At 36.3% G+C, this 16,680-nt stretch carries 21 protein-coding genes; 9 read left to right on the forward strand and 12 right to left on the reverse strand.

Annotated elements, in window-relative coordinates; all coding sequences use genetic code 11:
- Window positions 1–240: 240 nt before the first annotated feature.
- The 7 genes from DW205_RS20705 to DW205_RS20735 all read right to left on the reverse strand — a co-directional run bounded on the left by DW205_RS20705 (window position 241) and on the right by DW205_RS20735 (window position 4,964).
- The gene (locus DW205_RS20705; RefSeq protein WP_005868653.1) at window positions 241–1,038 is read right to left on the reverse strand and encodes a DUF1080 domain-containing protein; all 798 of its coding nucleotides are present in this window, start codon (window positions 1,036–1,038) and stop codon (window positions 241–243) included.
- Between the two features lie 87 nt (window positions 1,039–1,125).
- Window positions 1,126–1,590, reverse strand: coding sequence for a preQ(1) synthase (gene queF / locus DW205_RS20710; protein ID WP_005868655.1), 465 nt, complete (start codon window positions 1,588–1,590; stop codon window positions 1,126–1,128).
- A 10-nt stretch (window positions 1,591–1,600) separates the two neighbouring features.
- A complete protein-coding gene (gene queC / locus DW205_RS20715; protein ID WP_005858432.1) occupies window positions 1,601–2,275 on the reverse strand; it encodes a 7-cyano-7-deazaguanine synthase QueC in 675 nt (224 codons plus the stop codon).
- A gap of 77 nt (window positions 2,276–2,352) precedes the next feature.
- Window positions 2,353–3,087, reverse strand: a complete 735-nt coding sequence (locus DW205_RS20720; protein ID WP_005868658.1) for a bifunctional 2-polyprenyl-6-hydroxyphenol methylase/3-demethylubiquinol 3-O-methyltransferase UbiG — start codon at window positions 3,085–3,087, stop codon at window positions 2,353–2,355.
- Between the two features lie 35 nt (window positions 3,088–3,122).
- Window positions 3,123–3,485, reverse strand: a complete 363-nt coding sequence (locus tag DW205_RS20725) for a VOC family protein (RefSeq protein ID WP_005868660.1) — start codon at window positions 3,483–3,485, stop codon at window positions 3,123–3,125.
- A gap of 98 nt (window positions 3,486–3,583) precedes the next feature.
- On the reverse strand, window positions 3,584–4,390 hold the full coding sequence (locus DW205_RS20730) for a helix-turn-helix domain-containing protein (protein ID WP_005868662.1): 807 nt from the start codon (window positions 4,388–4,390) through the stop codon (window positions 3,584–3,586).
- Between the two features lie 100 nt (window positions 4,391–4,490).
- Window positions 4,491–4,964, reverse strand: coding sequence for an Lrp/AsnC family transcriptional regulator (locus DW205_RS20735; protein ID WP_005868663.1), 474 nt, complete (start codon window positions 4,962–4,964; stop codon window positions 4,491–4,493).
- Between the two features lie 163 nt (window positions 4,965–5,127).
- On the opposite strand from DW205_RS20735, the gene DW205_RS20740 reads away from it, so the two are divergent.
- Complete coding sequence (locus tag DW205_RS20740) at window positions 5,128–6,000, forward strand: DMT family transporter (protein WP_005868665.1); 873 nt, start codon at window positions 5,128–5,130, stop codon at window positions 5,998–6,000.
- 221 nt (window positions 6,001–6,221) lie between these two features.
- On the opposite strand, the gene DW205_RS20745 is transcribed toward DW205_RS20740, so the two are convergent.
- Genes DW205_RS20745 through DW205_RS20760 form a run of 4 tightly spaced genes read right to left on the reverse strand, consistent with a single transcriptional unit; the run spans window position 6,222 to window position 11,040 of the window.
- Window positions 6,222–7,925 (reverse strand): UvrD-helicase domain-containing protein, encoded by a 1,704-nt coding sequence (locus DW205_RS20745; RefSeq protein WP_005868679.1) that lies wholly within the window; start codon window positions 7,923–7,925, stop codon window positions 6,222–6,224.
- 1 nt (window position 7,926) lies between these two features.
- Entirely contained in the window at window positions 7,927–8,262 is a 336-nt protein-coding gene (locus DW205_RS20750) for a hypothetical protein (RefSeq protein WP_008778693.1), read from the reverse strand.
- A complete protein-coding gene (locus tag DW205_RS20755; protein WP_005868683.1) occupies window positions 8,237–9,655 on the reverse strand; it encodes an ATP-dependent endonuclease in 1,419 nt (472 codons plus the stop codon). The genes DW205_RS20750 and DW205_RS20755 overlap by 26 nt, the downstream gene beginning before the upstream one ends.
- 11 nt (window positions 9,656–9,666) lie before the next feature.
- On the reverse strand, window positions 9,667–11,040 hold the full coding sequence (locus DW205_RS20760; protein WP_005868685.1) for a helix-turn-helix domain-containing protein: 1,374 nt from the start codon (window positions 11,038–11,040) through the stop codon (window positions 9,667–9,669).
- Window positions 11,041–11,416: 376 nt separating this feature from the next.
- On the opposite strand from DW205_RS20760, the gene DW205_RS20765 reads away from it, so the two are divergent.
- From DW205_RS20765 to DW205_RS20800, 8 genes are all read left to right on the forward strand, one after another.
- Window positions 11,417–11,986, forward strand: coding sequence for a Crp/Fnr family transcriptional regulator (locus DW205_RS20765; RefSeq protein WP_005868687.1), 570 nt, complete (start codon window positions 11,417–11,419; stop codon window positions 11,984–11,986).
- A 46-nt stretch (window positions 11,987–12,032) separates the two neighbouring features.
- The gene (locus DW205_RS20770) at window positions 12,033–12,431 is read left to right on the forward strand and encodes a cupin domain-containing protein (RefSeq protein ID WP_005868689.1); all 399 of its coding nucleotides are present in this window, start codon (window positions 12,033–12,035) and stop codon (window positions 12,429–12,431) included.
- 492 nt (window positions 12,432–12,923) lie between these two features.
- Window positions 12,924–13,118: a DUF6597 domain-containing transcriptional factor gene (locus DW205_RS22915; protein WP_049702064.1), complete on the forward strand. Its 195-nt coding sequence runs from the start codon at window positions 12,924–12,926 to the stop codon at window positions 13,116–13,118.
- Window positions 13,119–13,243: 125 nt separating this feature from the next.
- Window positions 13,244–13,870 (forward strand): Type 1 glutamine amidotransferase-like domain-containing protein, encoded by a 627-nt coding sequence (locus tag DW205_RS20780; protein ID WP_004315354.1) that lies wholly within the window; start codon window positions 13,244–13,246, stop codon window positions 13,868–13,870.
- Window positions 13,867–14,799 carry a YafY family protein gene (locus DW205_RS20785; protein ID WP_004315355.1) on the forward strand — a complete coding sequence of 311 codons (933 nt, stop codon included), beginning with the start codon at window positions 13,867–13,869 and terminating at the stop codon, window positions 14,797–14,799. The genes DW205_RS20780 and DW205_RS20785 overlap by 4 nt, the downstream gene beginning before the upstream one ends.
- 31 nt (window positions 14,800–14,830) lie before the next feature.
- Window positions 14,831–15,070, forward strand: a complete 240-nt coding sequence (locus DW205_RS20790; protein WP_004315356.1) for a hypothetical protein — start codon at window positions 14,831–14,833, stop codon at window positions 15,068–15,070.
- Window positions 15,024–15,443: an RteC domain-containing protein gene (locus DW205_RS20795; protein WP_008770715.1), complete on the forward strand. Its 420-nt coding sequence runs from the start codon at window positions 15,024–15,026 to the stop codon at window positions 15,441–15,443. Before DW205_RS20790 ends, DW205_RS20795 begins: the two co-directional genes overlap by 47 nt.
- Window positions 15,444–15,573: 130 nt before the next feature.
- Complete coding sequence (locus DW205_RS20800; protein ID WP_008997282.1) at window positions 15,574–15,906, forward strand: helix-turn-helix domain-containing protein; 333 nt, start codon at window positions 15,574–15,576, stop codon at window positions 15,904–15,906.
- A gap of 52 nt (window positions 15,907–15,958) precedes the next feature.
- On the opposite strand, the gene DW205_RS20805 is transcribed toward DW205_RS20800, so the two are convergent.
- Window positions 15,959–16,678, reverse strand: coding sequence for a hypothetical protein (locus DW205_RS20805; RefSeq protein ID WP_004315359.1), 720 nt, complete (start codon window positions 16,676–16,678; stop codon window positions 15,959–15,961).
- Between the last annotated feature and the right edge of the window lie 2 nt (window positions 16,679–16,680).

The following is a 16,680-nucleotide window of genomic DNA, read 5'->3' on the forward strand; positions in this document are numbered from 1 at the left end:
TATAAACAAAAAAAGTGTCTAGATAAATCAGGAAAAGACATCATTATCGAAAAACTAAAGTTTTTTCAGCAGGAAACTAGAGTTTCTCCATTGGAAAACTTTTGTTTCGATTATAAAAACTAAAATTTCGTGCTATAGAAAAAAATGTTTCTCTCATATAAAACCAGCCTGTTATTTAACGAAAAAGGGATGAACTTAATATCAAGTCCATCCCTTCTTATTACAATCAACACGTTTCTCTTATAGCTCACGAATCCAGATATTACGGAAGCTGATCGGCTCGCTAGGATCGCCATGGCTCTGCAGGATGATAGGGCCTGCGCCATGTTTCTTCACTTGCGGGAAACCGATCCACTCTGTCGTACCCAATATCGTCGTATGGTTCTGCAAAACCACGCCGTTCTGGATAACCGTTACGGTTGGATGCGTGCGATAAGAACCATCTTCCTTGAAAGTGGGGGCGGTATAAATGATATCGTATACGTTCCATTCGCCCGGTTTACGCATGGCATTGGCCAAAGGAATGGATTGTTTGTAGATACTACCAGTCTGGCCGTTCACGTAAGTCGGGTTATTGTAGCAGTCTAACACTTGAACCTCATACATCCCTTGTAGGAAAATACCGCTGTTACCTCTCGACTGGCTCTCGCCGGTAATATTCGTCGGGACCTGCCACTCGATGTGCATCTGGAAATCGTTGAATTTCTGTTTGGTCTGGATGTCACCCTTCTTCTTGTTTACGGTAAATACACCATCATGCACATCCCATTCGGCGGCACCGCCCTTTACGCTCTCCCAAGCGGAAAGATCCTTGCCGTCAAACAAAACGATAGCGTCGGAAGGAGCCGTGAAACCTCCACCTTTTAAATCTGTACCCGGAGTGACTACCGGCGGAACAGGTTCGTAAAACTCGGACATCTCATGCGTGATACCCGCATAACCTGTAGGCATCTTGAACTCTTTTTTCTTGTCTTGAGCGACAATAGTGACGCAACCCGCTAAAGCGAAAGCCGCAACTGTAAGCAATCTTTTGTTCATGGTCTAAAATGATTTATTAGTTAGTTAACATTTCTTGCTGCAAATATACCGTTTTTTGCCGAAACAGATAACGATTTGTCAGAAATCTTATTGATTATGATCAAATAATCTTTTCTCGGCCAACTGCTCAAACTTGGTGTTCGGACGACCGTAATTGCAATACGGATAAATACTTATACCGCCTCTCGGTGTGAATATACCAGTAACTTCGATATATTTCGGATCCATTAATTTTATCAAGTCCTTCATGATAATATTCACGCAATCCTCATGAAACGCCCCATGGTTGCGGAAGCTGAATAAGTAAAGCTTCAAGCTCTTGCTCTCTACCATTTTCACGTCGGGGATATAATCGATATGAATCGTAGCGAAATCCGGTTGTCCGGTAATCGGGCAGAGACTGGTGAATTCCGGGCAATTAAACCGTACCCAATAATCATTTCCTTGATGCTTGTTCGTAAATGCCTCCAATACCTCCGGAGCGTAATCTTGTTTATATACGGTAGAGCCACCTAATAAGTGCAACTCTCCTTCTTGTTTTCTCTCGTCCATTTCTTTAAATTTACTTTTGATTCTCTTCTTTCCTTTTCAGGTATTTCTCCAATCCGTCCTTGCGAAGTTTGCAAGCGGGGCAATGCCCACATCCCTCAGCCATAACACCGTTATAGCAAGTCAGCGTCTGCGTACGTACTAGATCAAAGACGCCCAGCTCGTCCGACAATTCCCAGACTTCGCTCTTATCCCGGTCCATAAGCGGGGTATGAATTACGAATTGCTCATCCATCGCCAGATTTAATGTTACGTTAAGAGAACGCACGAACGTATCCCGGCAATCCGGATAACCACTATAATCAGCCTCGGAGACACCCGTTACCAAATGATAAATCCCCTTACCACGGGCTAAGATAGCGGCGAAAGTAAGGAATACCATATTACGGCCGGGCACAAACGTATTCGGATAGCTATCCTCCGGCTTCTCTTGATCCATCTCTATGCTCGCATTCGTAAGCGAGCAATTGGGATCTAACTGGCTGATAAGCGATACGTCCAATAACTGAAAAGGTACGTCCGCATCCGCGGCGATCTTTCGAGCGACCTCTATTTCCAAGGAATGTTTCTGTCCGTATGTGAAGCATACGGCCTCTACACGTGAAAAATGCTTCTTCGCCCAGAAAAGGCAAGTCGTGGAATCTTGTCCACCCGAGAAGCATACCAAAGCGGCATCTTGTTGTTTCATATCTTTCTTGTTTTTAATACGTGGTTTAGCAAGCACACGGAAAAGACATCTTTTCAGCCACAAAGATACGCTTTTTTTTAATTCTTTCGAGCGGCGATAAGCAACATCATCGGACGGCGAAGTTCGTCTCGCATCCCGGGAACCGTATCCAGCATCGATTCGTCCGGTTGAGGCTCCACCAGATGGGTGATACAGAAACCCGCCTTGATCAATCCGTTCACGTAAGTCGTAAGTGTCTTATGATATTTGGTTACATCCTCTCCCAAAAAACGAGCATGCCGGATTCCCTCTTGAAAATAATGATCCACCGGCCAATGCGCAGGTTTCCCTTCCGAATCGTAAATCCAATCTTGATTGCCATAAGCAGTAAAAACGGGATGTTCCACAGAGAAGACAAAGACACCCTCTTGCGTTAAACATTTATATACCTCTGTACAAACCGTATCGAACGACTCGAGATAATGGAATGTCAAGGAGCTGATCACGATGTCAAAAGAATTTGGAGCAAAATCAAAATCCTCGATTGCTATTCTTTTATATTCGATCAACGGGGAGGGATTTATCTCCCGTGCCTTGTCTAACATCTTCCCAGAAAGGTCAATGCCTAAAGCGAAGGTCGCCCCTCGCTCTATGGCATATCGACAATGCCAGCCAAAACCACACCCTAAATCCAATACACGCTTTCCGTTAAAATCAGGCAACATCTTCTTTAGCTCATGCCATTCTCCTGCTCCTCTCAGCCCTTGTACAGAGCGAGACATCTGACTGTATTGACCGAAAAAGCGTTCATCATCATACTTATTTTCTTTCATATTATATATTGTAGGGATATCTTGGCCAAAGATACTTATTTTTCGTAGATACCGACATGATTTCCTTCGCTATCTTCTAAAACGGCGAAGTATCCTTTATTTTCCGCTTCAATCTTTGTCTTGGGTATAATAATTTTACCCCCTTTATCCAATACTTTAGATAAAGTGTCCTCGATATCTTGGCTATTAAAATGGATTAAGATACCATCCGGCGAAGGTTGATAACTAGGAGCGTAGAACAAAGCCCCAACCGCTTCTCCTTGCTCGATAAAACAGGCCATCTTCTCTGTCTCACATTCGGAAACCGATAATTTTAGTCCCAAAATAGTTTCATAGAAATCGATCGCTCGATAAAAGTCTACAGTTGGAATCTCGAAAAAAGCAATTAAATTGTTCATTTTGTTTTCTTTTTATAGTTACTGTTAATGTCCTCGCGAAGACATCACAAAAGTAGAGCGTATCGTATCTATAGGATAGAAGAAAAAGGACATCTTGATCACTCCGAGAAATAATCAGAATAAGGAGCGCATAAGGAAAGATACTCCGTGGGTGTATAGCCGGAAAACAGCTTAAACTCTTTTATCATATGTGACTGATCTGAAAACCCACATTCATAAGCTAATTGAGCGAATGAAATGGATGGATTCTGTTGTACCTTAAATAAAGCCCGTTGCATCCTAACGATACGAAGAAACTCTTTGGGCGTAGCTCCTACATAATCTAAGAAAATGCGGTTGAACTGTTTAGAACTCAGGCATGCGGTTTCAGATAACTCAGAAATATTAGTTTTCGCTTGTTCATTTATTTGATGGAAGACTGCGGATATTCGCTTTAAATTATATTCATAGCCTTCAAACCTATAAAGACGGTGAATCAAAAACTGCTCGATCAAGCGGATGCAAGTTTCATGATCATCAGCCTCTATCACTTTTCTGGATAATATTGATAATTCCAAATCTTCTATAGCATCCACCGCTATAAGTTCTCCATAAAAGAACTTAAGGGGAAGTTGAAGGATGGCTCTTGCCGCGTACGGCTGAAAAACAACCGTGATCATTTCAATCTTTCCGGCTGACATCACATCTGAAAAGTTGAGGCATTGCCCACAGATGAACGCTTGAGGCTGCGATTCTTTTTTTCCTACTAATAAAAGCCTTTTACCCCTATGAAATACTAATTGTATGCAGCCCGTTGGTAAAGTCCGTTCAGATACAGAAACATCCGCGCCATCTTCCAGTATCCAATAATATCTCACATAAGGAGTTAATATATGAATAGGCTTTATTATTTTAAATGACTGCATCTTATAGAATTTAATTTATCGGGGCAAAGGTAAATAACCCCTAATCAATTCTATAGTAAAAAAGAGACATTTTATATAATACTGCGACATTAAGCTTCAATCAACTATTTTTGGGTATATTCAAAACTGTAGTATTCTTGATTTCATTAAGTACAAAAGAGCTTTGCATCTTCACGATGCCATGAACCTTGGTTAATTTCTCGAACACAAATTGATTATAGGCATCTAAATCCTTAAGAACCACTTTGACAAAGAAATCATAAATACCTCCCGTCGAGTAACATTCCATTATTTCATCGATATTCCGTATTTCTTCTTTGAAGCGTTCGATATGCTCATCATCGTGTACAGCTAAAGATACATTACAGAAAATGATCAAGGGTAATCCTATTTTTTTATTGTCGACCAATGCCACATATCCTTTTATATATCCTTCGTTTTCTAAACGTTTGATTCGTTCGTAAATAGGAGTCTTGGAGATATGAAGTTTCTCAGAAAGCTCTTTTGCATTGATCTTCGCGTCCTTTTGCAAAGAATGAAGAATTTCAATATCTGTCTCATCAAGTAGTGCCATAGTTTTTTTTCCTGTTTTATTTGATTTAATATCCCCGAATTAGAATTATAGAATGCAAAACAGGACAAAAATAGGAAAATTATCGTATTTAAGATTGACATATAGGAAAACAATCTTCTTTAAATAACTTTGCAGCAAATAAAAATCTAATTCTAACACAATTATGTTTAAAAGTAAAGATCTTCTGTATCATAGTATCGCCATATTGACAGTCATTATATGGGGAACAACGTTTGTCTCCACAAAAATACTGATTAATACAGGATTATCACCGGTTGAGATATTGTTATACCGTTTCGTACTTGCGTATTTTTGTATTTTGACTATAGCGCATCGACGGTTGTGGGCTAATTGCGTAAAAGATGAATTCTTATTGTTCTTGTCTGGATTATGTGGTGGCTCCCTATACTTCATAGCGGAGAATACGGCATTGGGCATCACATTGGCTTCCAACGTTTCATTATTGATCTGTACAGCACCGATCATTACAACGGTATTGTCTCACCTATTTTATAAAGAATCTCTTAGGAAAGGACTGTTATATGGATCTTTAGTTGCCTTATTTGGAGTCGGATTAGTTGTTTTCAACGGCAGTGTTCTTTTAAAAGTAAATCCACTTGGTGATTTTCTCACTTTAGTTGCCGCTACGATGTGGGCTTTTTACTGCCTTATCCTAAAGCGTTTGAGTCGTTCTTATCCCACCTTGTTTATTACACGAAAAGTATTTTTTTATGGGATACTTTCTCTTTTCTTCTATTTTGCGATCTACCCTTTAAATATCAAACTAGAGTTATTGAAACTGCCAATCGTATATTTAAATATATTATTTCTGGGTGTCATCGCCTCAATGCTTTGTTATATCATGTGGAATACGGCAGTCAGAGCCCTCGGAGCATCAAAAACAGCCAATTATATTTACATTGTCCCTCTGGTCACCTTGATAACTTCTGCGATTTTTCTATCAGAAACTATTACGATAGCTTCTGGTATTGGCGCTTTAGCCATTATTAGTGGAGTTTATATCGCAGAGAGGTAAAAATAAAGAAGGGTTACTCATATGAGTAACCCTTTGATTTTCAGTGGTGCCACCAGCAACCGAAAGTCGGTTTGTATAACACTATTTTTCAATAAGTTATATCTTTTCTACGATGTTAATCCCTTGAATAAGGTTTTCACAGCTTTGCACCGTTTAACACAAGTTTGTATCTTGGGTACGATTCCTAAGGGCAAATATAATAAATTATTTTGTTATTCAATTTATGATCTTGGAAATTCTTTCTCTTTAACTTCATTCATGTAGCGCTGAGTAGGAAATGGGATAGCATTAACAGGATTAAACCTAAGATTATGAACATTGTGTAGTTGAATGAATTCTGAATCTTGTGCATTTGTTAATTCTCCATTTGACTTATGCCTTTTTTCAGAACGAATTAGGATACAAACTTTTTTTGCTCTTGTAATGCCAACATAGTGTAAATTCAAATCCTGTTCCCAGTTTGGATATAAAGGTTCCTTAAAATTATTATTTTCCACCTTTTTTGAAGGTAATCCCCATTCATATAAATCAGCATGTATTACAGCATCAAACTCTAAACCTTTTGATTTATGAAGGGTCATTAAATTTATCTCATTAGAATCTTCAGACCTATAGCTATCAAGTTGTTTGGAATCAAAAACAACTTCCTTCAAAAGATTTATATCATTAATATTGTGTGCTTCAGGCATTAGGATAGTAGCTATATTAATGGATGTTTCTATAAATAAGTCTTTATTGCAGATTTCTCCATGATCTACAATTCCATTTAAAACAATGTTGCTTTTTTGCAAACTTCTTTTTTGTGTATTTCTTAAACTATCGAAAGAAGAGTAAGTTTCTACTATATCAATAAAACGATTTGTTGGATTAAAAATGAAACGTAATATGGATGCAAAGATAGATGCCCAAATACTAATTTGCATATCTAATTTGGTTGGTGATACTATTTTATGAGGAGTATTTAACTCTTGACTGATATATTGAGCATTTTTGGAGTTCCTAAAAAGTATAGCAATTTTATTGAATTTGTCAATATTGTATGCATTCATAATAGATGCTATTTTTTCATCAATAAAAGATGCTATATGTTTTTCATCTCCTAAACTAATGAAATAAAATACCCGCCTGTCTTTTTCCGGTATATCAGTGATTGTGCATGTAGAATCTATTAACCTATTGGAGTAATTTACAATAGATTGATGTGAACGATGATTTTGACTGAGTATAAAACTTCTAAAAGTTTTGTCTTGTCGTATTCTTTTTAGGTAATAAGATTTCTTTCCGGAAAATTCAAAAATAGACTGATTAACATCCCCAACAGCAGCCATTATTATACCCATGTTTTTTAACTTAATAAATAAATAATGTTGATCTATCCCAGTATCTTGATATTCATCTACATATAAATATTTGTATCTCGATTTTAGGTAACTTCTACAAGCTTTTGAGTTATCAAAGATATAATTAGCTAATATTCCTATACATTCTATTAATATAATATTTGCTTCTAATAAGGACAATATTATATCCATATGGTTATATTCTATTTTTTCTCTTTTTTCAACTTGCCCTAGCTGAGAACGCTCAGAATTGTTCATTGAGCGAATTATGAGATTGTCGAAAGTCTTTTTCTCTTGCATTAGGCTTCCAAATGGTATAATTATATCTTGAATACAAAACTTATCAATGGTACCAAAAAATGAACTTTTAGGGGAAATGCCATTTGCTAGGCTTCTGTTTTTTAGTTCTAAAGAAGCTTTATTTGTGTACGATATGGCGATAATTCCTTGATAATCGAGCAGTTCCTTAATGTCGTTTTTTATTTTTTCGGATAAAACAAATGTTTTTCCAGATCCAGGAGCAGCAATGACGACAAGATTTTCTCTACATTCTAATATAGCCTTTTGTTGTTCTGTAGGAGTCATTTTATCTTAATAGATTTGTTAATGAATGTTCCTTCAATTTACTTAATGATGTACTTTTTTGTCTTATGAAATTATACATGAAATTTCCTTTTGCTTCTTGCATTGCCGTGATAATTTCATATTCCTCTAAATCATTGAAAAATTCTATTAAATCATTTTTTATAGGACTATTGAACATATCATTCTCTAAATCTTTTTCTGATAGAAAGATTCCATGATTATTTAATATACTTCTTAAAGTGGAGCAAATAGTGTTTATTTCATTTGTAGGAATATTCGTTGGTAGTTCTTTAAGTTTTTCCTTGTTTTCCTCAATTATTTTTTTTTTCTGATGCATCCAATTCTCTATAATCTTCGAGAATACTTATGGCTCTCTGCATTCCTGCCATTCTATAATATTTCTTTTTGGGTATCTTGAATATATCATTATCTGTTCTAAGTTTCCAAGGTATATTCATGGCATTTAATATTTTGATAAAAGTAGAGAATCCAATCCCATTAGCCATTAGTATACTTATGTTGTTTTTTAATAAATCTACACCACAAAATTTCGATAATGCTTTATAGAAAATAACTTCAGAGATACCTTCAACGAGCCAAACCTGATCAGCATAAAATGCCTCAGCTGGGATTATGCTCATTCTGTAGCCAAAGTTTATTATGGAACCTTCAATAATTTTAGAACAACCATTTGATGCAGCTTTGGTATCTGATTGTTCTGTTTTGTATAAGCGAACAATTGAATTTGGAGAAAATTCACTGGTGATTTGTGGAGAGTGACTAGTTAAGAATATTTGCCCACATATCTTGTTACTCAAATAAGTTGCAAGCTTTTGCTGTTGATGTGGATGCAAATGAGCCTCAGGTTCTTCGATGCATACAATCGAAACTTCTTCAAGCTTGGGACGTTCAATTTCATGTTTAGTTGCCCACAATGATAAGTAAATTTGATTTAATCGTCCATCTCCACCTATATTTACGGGCGTGTCATTTGTCTTTGACGAAACGGAGGTACTGTCTATAAATTTGTCTATATTTGAAGAATTTGTATCAAAATATACATCTTGATTATTGTTGTAAATAGACATTTCTTTTAATTCACTATTGATTGAGTTTGTCGCTTTAGAAATGTAATGTAAAGTCGGTATTAAATTGTTAGCTTCTTGTAATTTAGTTTTAATCTCTTGTAAAAGTGTATTATCTTCCTCTTCTTCTTGAGTGCTCCTGCTCTCTTTGGCATTTTGAAATAAAAAATTTCTTTCTTTAGATATAAAAGCATACAAGTCTCTTCTGCAACTGATGTATTTAATATTTAAATATTTACGATAATAATGTGCTTCAATATCCGACAAAAGTTCAACGGAAGCTCCTGCTTTTATTGTATAGGATATTTTTCCCGTATTAGGATCTCTTGATGCATTATAGGACATATACATCTCATTAGCATCACTTATTTTTCCTCTTAGTTTAGACAAAACACATTCCTCAGTAATATCTGTAAAGTGTAATAATATGACAAATGAGTTAGTTTCTTCCAATACATAAAAATCACTAGATCGTGGTTCTATATCATAATCTGACAGGCTTCTATCTAATAGTAATCGCATCGCCCAGATTAAATTTGTCTTACCAACATCATTTGCCCCAATAATAAGTGTATTTTTCTCTAACTTAATATGTGCATCTTTATAATTTCTAAATCCTTTGAGAGTTATATCTGCTAGTATCATATCATGTATTATTAAAGTTTTTTAATATAATATCCTCCAGTTTTCGGTGCTCCTTTAAATTCTATGAGCTTTTTATTGTTTAAAGATTTTAGATAACGTTTGGTGGTTCTTACGCTCTTCAAAATTCTTTTTGAAATTTCCGTAGCATTCAAACCTTCCTCTTTTCTTATCAGATTCAGAACGGACTGTTCGTTTGCATTTACAGTGCCATTTACAGTGTCATTTACAGTGCCATCGGTGTCACTGTTGTTCTTCCTTTTAAACACTACCGTAAACATCCCGTCCGTATGAAATTCAGGTTCAGGAAGATTAGCTTCCTTCATAGCTTCCTTCATACGGGGGATACCGGATGCAACCCTTTCAACCAAATGCATACGGGTAAACAGACCAAATATTAACGGGTTACGTGTCATGCTCTTGTGTCCGAAATCTTTAGCTACAATAGGCAAAAGTCCTCCGGGATTTGAAATTTCTACTCGATCGTCGAACATTTCTATCGTAATGGTTGCTCCCTGTTCGTAATAATCACGATGGGATAAAGCGTTTATAATGGCTTCTTTGAATACAGTAAGAGGAATTTCCCAAATTTCTTCTCTCGGCCCTGCTCCTTCAATTTTATAAGCTACTTGCAGTTTGCTTTCCAGCCATGTCATTGCTTGTAAATATTGCTGGTATAGTGGACCACCGAAAGATTTATCATCAATAATAAATACTTTGGTTGTTCCCTTGAAAAGAACACATCTTGTTATTGCGTGCGGAAATTTCCGTTCAGGTTGTTTTCCAAAGAACATGGCAGCACCATTTTTTGCTACACCTTTATCTGTAAACAGTTCCAAATTCTCGAATATCTGTTTGTCGGCTGTCGATGGACTTAGTTGTGCTTCCGTACGGAAGTCTTTTATCGCTTGTTCGTCTGCATCAGTGTAAATGTTAAACCATGAGCAGGGGATAGCATCAAAAAATATTTTGTTGCACTCCTGAAAGAAGCTACGCATTTCTTCGACAGTACGAAGTTTTTGAGAGTTTGCTCCCTCGCGTACAAAGATAGAACCGGAAAAGATATAAGGTTTGTCTTTACCTGATGGAACATCAATCACCCAAACTGTTTTATCTTCAATATTCACGGTGTACAACTCGCAATGAAGCGTCGGAGATATTTCACTGATAGAGCCTTGAATAGCAGAACGTTTGTCATTCTCTAAACTTGTGCCTATAATCTGTCCGTTATCATCTATACCAATAAGTAAGTATCCTCCGTCTGCATTGGCGAAAGCGCAAATTTCTTCTGTCAGTTCACGAACTTTAGAGGGAACACGAACTTTGAACTCAACATTATAGCCTTCTCCGCTATCAATGAGCAATTGTATGTTTTCAGTATTCAACATAAGTATCTGTAATTGTGCTGCAAAGGTAGTTATTTGTTTGATAAATGCTTCGTTACCTATATTCTATTTGCAGCAAAAGTTATTTCTTTGTGAGAAGTAAAAGAAAAGGGGTCAGTATTACTATAGAGTTTATGGGTTACTTCTATGGTAAAAGCTTGTTTTGAGTAACAAGTAATGATAGCTCTATATGTTAAATAATAGATATTTATAAGGAGTGTAATAGATAATGGGAACAATATGGATACGAGTGAGATTCTTCAATCTGCTTTGTGTTTCCATTGTTTTATGACCTCATTACAAAAGTAATGCTTTTGTTTGGTAAATAGTACGTCGATTTGAAGTCTTTTAGGTAATTTTGTAGCATCAAACTGTAAATATGGTATTAGAAAACTTAATAATCAAGGAAATAGGACTCTCTCTCGATTTGTTTAGAAGGCTGGTGGGTGAATGCGATGAAGTTATTTTGAAAAAGAAAGAATATTTATTACGTCAGGGACAAGTCTGTTCATTTATTGGTTTTGTAGAGACGGGAGTTTTACGTTCTTACATAGAAAAGGAAGGAGAAGATTATATCAGTGATTTTCATTTCCAAGGTTCATTTGCTACGTCCTATAGAAGTTTCTTGACAATAGAAGCAAGCGTAGGAAGTATACAAGCATTAGAAAATTCAGTCTTATATTGTTTGTCTAAATCTAATTATGACCAATTACTACAAACCTCTAATGAAGGGTATAAATTAGGAAAATATATAGCGGATACTCTCTTCATTAAAAAATGCAGAAAAGAGACTTCATTACTCATGGATGATGCTTTAGAAAGATATAAGTTGCTTTTACGAACTTATCCTCATATAGAACAACACGTATCACAATATCATATCGCTTCTTATCTTGGAATAAAGCCTGAATCTTTAAGCCGTCTTAAATCTCTTAACATAGGTCAATGAAATAATCTCTTGCTCCATTCTATCTTTGCAGCAAAATAAATCATTTATGAATAAGATAGTACTATTCATTTTATTAATCATTTCAAGTTGTTGCACAAGTATGGAAAAGAAAAATGTAGCAAGAACCAATCTTCTTTCAATCCAATTGAGGGAAAAACAAGGTTTGTCAAAAGTCGAAATTAAGAAAGTTGTTATACCGGTAAATGGTAAGGCAGAGTATCATTTGCATCCTTGTCCGGTTGTAGGGCATATCGTTTCAGGTACTTTATTATTTCAGATTGAAGGAGAAAAACCTCAATTAATAAAAGCAGGCGAGGCATTCTACGAACCTAAGAATAAGCCGATACTGCATTTTGATAATGCCTTAGATTCCGAACCTTTGGTGTTCATGGCATACTACTTAGTAGAAGAAAATGAGGATTTATTAATGTTATTGCCTGAATAGTAAGCTATTGTTCGAAAAATAATTGTTTGTTTTGCAATAAATAGCTATATTATGCCACATATTATACATACAGCATAATATAACTCTGATTATCAAAGCAAAAGCCCACCTATTACTAATAGTGGGTAACAAAATAGTAACAAAAAAAACGAAGAAATCGCTTTGCGGTGGGCTTCATGTGCAAAGGTAACAAAAGCTCTCTAACCATAAAAGCAAAACTGGCGAAAAGAAGAATACTGTTTTTCTTTTCGCCAGCATATATAATTTGCTGTCAATAGAAATTAGTTTAGTCCGTTTTGGATATATAGACAAAAACACAAACTAAACTTGTGTTTATAATAACTTTTTCAACTTATCTATGACATATCTTCCAATGCAGAGAACTTTGAATGATTTAGGCAACAGATATTTGGATGTTTTAATTAGAATGTCCCTTTTTTACACCTAATATCTATCTAAGAAATCTTACTTTTGTTTGATAATTAAAACAGAATGGAGAAAATTCAAGTAATACAACCTACCAAATTGCTCGCTCCTTATATAAAGCAATATTGGTTTTTAAGGATAGATGATGTAAAGCAAGGCTTTCAACGTTCTATCCCGGCAGGTTGTGTAGCACTTGTTTTTCATAAAGGGAACAAAATTATTTCTTCTTTTCATAAGGGAACGCAGCCACATTACAAATAGGGTAAATTTCAATAATGGATTGTTTTGATGAAAAAAACTCTTCAATATTTAGACTTACTGACATAGGGCTGTCATAGAAGACGCTATCTTTGTATCAAAAAGTATTCAACTTAATATTATAGAATATGAAAAGATTATTTTTATGCTCATCATTTGCTGATGTTGCTAATCTATTTGTCGATTGTGCCAAAGAAGATTTGCAAGGGAAAATTATAGCTTTTATACCAACTGCAAGCCTTACAGAACCAATACGATTCTATGTAAAAAAGGGGAAAAAGGCTTTAGAAGAAGCAGGAATGATTGTTGAAGAAGTCGAGATTACCCAACTGCCCAAAGAGGAAATATCTTCTATATTACATAAATGCGATTATATCTACATAACAGGTGGAAATACATTTTTCCTTTTGCAAGAGTTAAAAAGAAAAGGTGTTGATAAAATTATATCTAAACAAGTGAAATTGGGTAAACTGTATATTGGGGAATCTGCCGGAGCAATAATAGCCTCTCCCGATGCAGAATATATGAGAAGTGTGAATTTTGATCCAATAGAAAAGGCTCCTGAATTGAAAGACTGTACTTCTTTAGATTTGGTCGATTTTTATACGATTCCCCATTATGGAAATTTTCCATTCAAGAAAAAAGGTGAAAAGATAGTTCAACTATATAATGAGAAGTTGCAGCTTATTCCTATAAGTAATAAACAAGCTGTTATTATTGAAGATTCAAATATTCAAATTAAAGATGCAAAATGAATAGAATAGACCGTATTTCTGCTATATTGATTCAGTTACAATCGCACTCGTTAGTGAAAGCACAGCAAATTTCAGAACGTTTTAATATAAGCATTCGCACTGTATATCGAGATATAAGAACATTGGAAGAGGCAGGCATTCCTATCATAGGAAATCCCGGTATTGGTTATTCACTTGCAGAAGGATTCAAATTATCTCCTCTAATGTTTACTCAAAAAGAGGCTTTGTCCTTTTTGATTGCAGAGAAATTAGTACATGAACTAACTGATTCAAATAGCAACGAACATTATAAGTCTGGAATAGAAAAGATTAGGTCTGTCATGCGTTTTGCAGACAAAAATATGTTAGAAACAATGGAAAAGTGCATGTCTGTATTGGATACTTATAAATCATCTACCTATAAACCTGATATTCTTTTACTTATTTTACAAAGTATATACCAAAAAAGAATTATTGAAATATCTTATTTGGGAAGTAATGCGTTAAGTGTTTCAGAACGAAAGATTGAAGCTGTTGGAATTTTCTTTTCGAGAACTAACTGGTATCTAATAGGCTTTTATCTTCCCAAAGAAATCTATCTTACATTTCGGATAGATAGAATTCAAAAAATGCACATTCTTAATGAATTACAATCACGGGAGCATCCTCCTTTGGAAAAATTCATACGCGAGTTTTATGATAAAGAAAAATTACATGAAATCGTTATAAGAATAGAAAAGAATAAAACCTCCATAATGAATGATGATAAATATTATTACGGATTAACATCTGAGAAAGAGATAGGGGATATGTTTGAACTTCATTTTCTAACATTTTCAATCAGTAAGTTTGCACATTGGTATCTGTCTTTTGCAGATAGTGCAACTATAATAAGACCAGATTCTTTAAAATATGAAGTTAAAAATATTATCAATAACATTTCTATTTGATTGCTGTCAAATAGTATTTTTAATCGACTCAATGAAAAAAATATTCGACCAAAGATTTTTCCGCTTATTGTCGGAATGCTCACAACGTAAAGTGTCTGCATCTGAATTTGCAGAAGCTATCGAAGAATTGGCGACCCATGTAGCCAATTTTAGTATCAATGAGCAGGATTACAACGTTTTACTACGTTATTTTTCCTTTGGTTTGCACCGTCTTAAATCGTATCGTGTACGGTTTGAGCAAGAAAAAAATGCCCCATCTGCATCTAATTGATGAAGCGATAGGACTTTTGAACACTGAAATACGCCTTATCGAGTGGCGCATCAAATACCCGGAACAGCTACAGCAACGTATCAACAAACAGCCCCTTTCCCCTCTCTATCTCGCAGACAAGACAACCCTTATCAACATCATGGAAATGGTAAGCGGTCTGTTCCTCTCCAAAAACATCGTGTATCAGAACGGCAAGCCCGCCTACTTGGTGGACTTGGCGAAAGCCTTTGAATGGCTGTTCAACATCAAGATAGGCGACTGTTACCAAAAACATGAGGACGTGATAAAACGAAAGCCGGGCAAACTGACCGGGTTTCTTAATGGATTGGTAGAACTTATCAAAAAGGAACATGACAAGAAAGGATATAGATAATCAGTGACTTATGATTTATTTATAGGGGATTCCATTAGTTCCCCCGTAATTTCTTTGCGCCTATTTTCTGAACTTTGCTTCATCAATTGATTGACAGACAAGAATGTATAATCAGAAAAATGAAGCAATCATGTATATAGACAATGACGATTTCAGCGTATGGATGCAGAAGCTGTACGCCAAGCTGGAAGAACTCTGCAAGGATGTACGGGTACTACGCAATGCGGACAAGGTACTACCCGAAGATGACAACCTATTGGATAATCAAGACTTGTGTTTATTATTCAAAGTAAGTATCAAAACTCTGCAACGCTACCGGGCTATCGGTGCGCTGCCTTACTTCACTATCAGCGGAAAAGTGTATTACAAGGCTTCCGATGTCCGGGAGTTTATTAAAGAACGGTTCAGCGTCACCACGCTACGCCAGTTCGAGAAAGAACACTGTACGAAGAAAAAGAAGTGAATCTGAAAAGCCGGAACGGTGAATGTACTTCATCTGTTCCGACTTTCCCCGTTTATGGCTTACCCAACTTATCGGCTTCTTTCTTTAGCTGTTCGGCTTGCTCATTCAACAGCCTTGCACGTTCCAGTGCTTCCGCCTGCTTTTGGATGCGATATTCAAAATCCATCACTGAATCGGTCAAACTTCGGATAAAACCGTTATCCCGTTGCCACTTGAACTTGTTTTCCAGCATATCAAAAGTTTCCCCGTCTGCCTGTCCTTGCATCAGCAAATAGCGGTATTTCATATCGTTGTCCTGCAACTGCTGCATACGTTCAGCCAAACGGACATTCAAGAATATGGAAACGGAACAGACGACCAGCACTGCCGAAAAAACAAACAATCCCGGACGAATCCAAGAAGCGACCTTGTTGTAAATCCGTTGATAGAACGGTAAGGGCGTAGCTTCCTCTTTATCCGTCTTGCAAGAGCCCAAAGTATCAATCATTACCTTGAAACAACGGTAGGTTTCCAATGTTATTTTCTTGGTGTCCTCTATGTTCTTCTGCTGACCTTGCATCCTGCTCCTTATGTCGTCAAGTTGGCTTTGAATAACCCGCAACTTTTCTTCGGGAACAGCCGAATTACTGTGCAGTTCCGACAACGCTTGTTCGATTGCTCCCAGCCGTTCGAGAGTTTCCTCCCGACTGGCTGGCGTTGCCTGTGCTTCCTGCTTCTCTTTCAGTTCCGTAACCATAGAGAGAAGCCCCTCTAAAATCAAATTATCTTCCATGT

The sequence above is a fragment of the Parabacteroides sp. AM17-47 genome, from assembly GCF_003434625.1.
Classification (GTDB): Bacteria; Bacteroidota; Bacteroidia; order Bacteroidales; family Tannerellaceae; genus Parabacteroides; species Parabacteroides distasonis.

Bases quoted from the DNA above. Each gene is read 5' to 3' on its own strand.
- DW205_RS20780 (WP_004315354.1), top strand. From the start codon at position 13,244: ATGAAAAGATTATTTTTATGCTCATCATTTGCTGATGTTGCTAATCTA.
- DW205_RS20785 (WP_004315355.1), top strand. From the start codon at position 13,867: ATGAATAGAATAGACCGTATTTCTGCTATATTGATTCAGTTACAATCG.
- DW205_RS20730 (WP_005868662.1), bottom strand. From the start codon at position 4,390: ATGCAGTCATTTAAAATAATAAAGCCTATTCATATATTAACTCCTTAT.
- DW205_RS20735 (WP_005868663.1), bottom strand. From the start codon at position 4,964: ATGGCACTACTTGATGAGACAGATATTGAAATTCTTCATTCTTTGCAA.
- DW205_RS20765 (WP_005868687.1), top strand. From the start codon at position 11,417: ATGGTATTAGAAAACTTAATAATCAAGGAAATAGGACTCTCTCTCGAT.
- queF (WP_005868655.1), bottom strand. From the start codon at position 1,590: ATGGACGAGAGAAAACAAGAAGGAGAGTTGCACTTATTAGGTGGCTCT.
- queC (WP_005858432.1), bottom strand. From the start codon at position 2,275: ATGAAACAACAAGATGCCGCTTTGGTATGCTTCTCGGGTGGACAAGAT.
- DW205_RS22915 (WP_049702064.1), top strand. From the start codon at position 12,924: ATGGAGAAAATTCAAGTAATACAACCTACCAAATTGCTCGCTCCTTAT.
- DW205_RS20750 (WP_008778693.1), bottom strand. From the start codon at position 8,262: ATGCATCAGAAAAAAAAAATAATTGAGGAAAACAAGGAAAAACTTAAA.
- DW205_RS20745 (WP_005868679.1), bottom strand. From the start codon at position 7,925: ATGACTCCTACAGAACAACAAAAGGCTATATTAGAATGTAGAGAAAAT.
- DW205_RS20800 (WP_008997282.1), top strand. From the start codon at position 15,574: ATGTATATAGACAATGACGATTTCAGCGTATGGATGCAGAAGCTGTAC.
- DW205_RS20790 (WP_004315356.1), top strand. From the start codon at position 14,831: ATGAAAAAAATATTCGACCAAAGATTTTTCCGCTTATTGTCGGAATGC.
- DW205_RS20755 (WP_005868683.1), bottom strand. From the start codon at position 9,655: ATGATACTAGCAGATATAACTCTCAAAGGATTTAGAAATTATAAAGAT.
- DW205_RS20705 (WP_005868653.1), bottom strand. From the start codon at position 1,038: ATGAACAAAAGATTGCTTACAGTTGCGGCTTTCGCTTTAGCGGGTTGC.
- DW205_RS20725 (WP_005868660.1), bottom strand. From the start codon at position 3,485: ATGAACAATTTAATTGCTTTTTTCGAGATTCCAACTGTAGACTTTTAT.
- DW205_RS20805 (WP_004315359.1), bottom strand. From the start codon at position 16,678: ATGGAAGATAATTTGATTTTAGAGGGGCTTCTCTCTATGGTTACGGAA.
- DW205_RS20770 (WP_005868689.1), top strand. From the start codon at position 12,033: ATGAATAAGATAGTACTATTCATTTTATTAATCATTTCAAGTTGTTGC.
- DW205_RS20720 (WP_005868658.1), bottom strand. From the start codon at position 3,087: ATGAAAGAAAATAAGTATGATGATGAACGCTTTTTCGGTCAATACAGT.
- DW205_RS20740 (WP_005868665.1), top strand. From the start codon at position 5,128: ATGTTTAAAAGTAAAGATCTTCTGTATCATAGTATCGCCATATTGACA.
- DW205_RS20760 (WP_005868685.1), bottom strand. From the start codon at position 11,040: ATGTTGAATACTGAAAACATACAATTGCTCATTGATAGCGGAGAAGGC.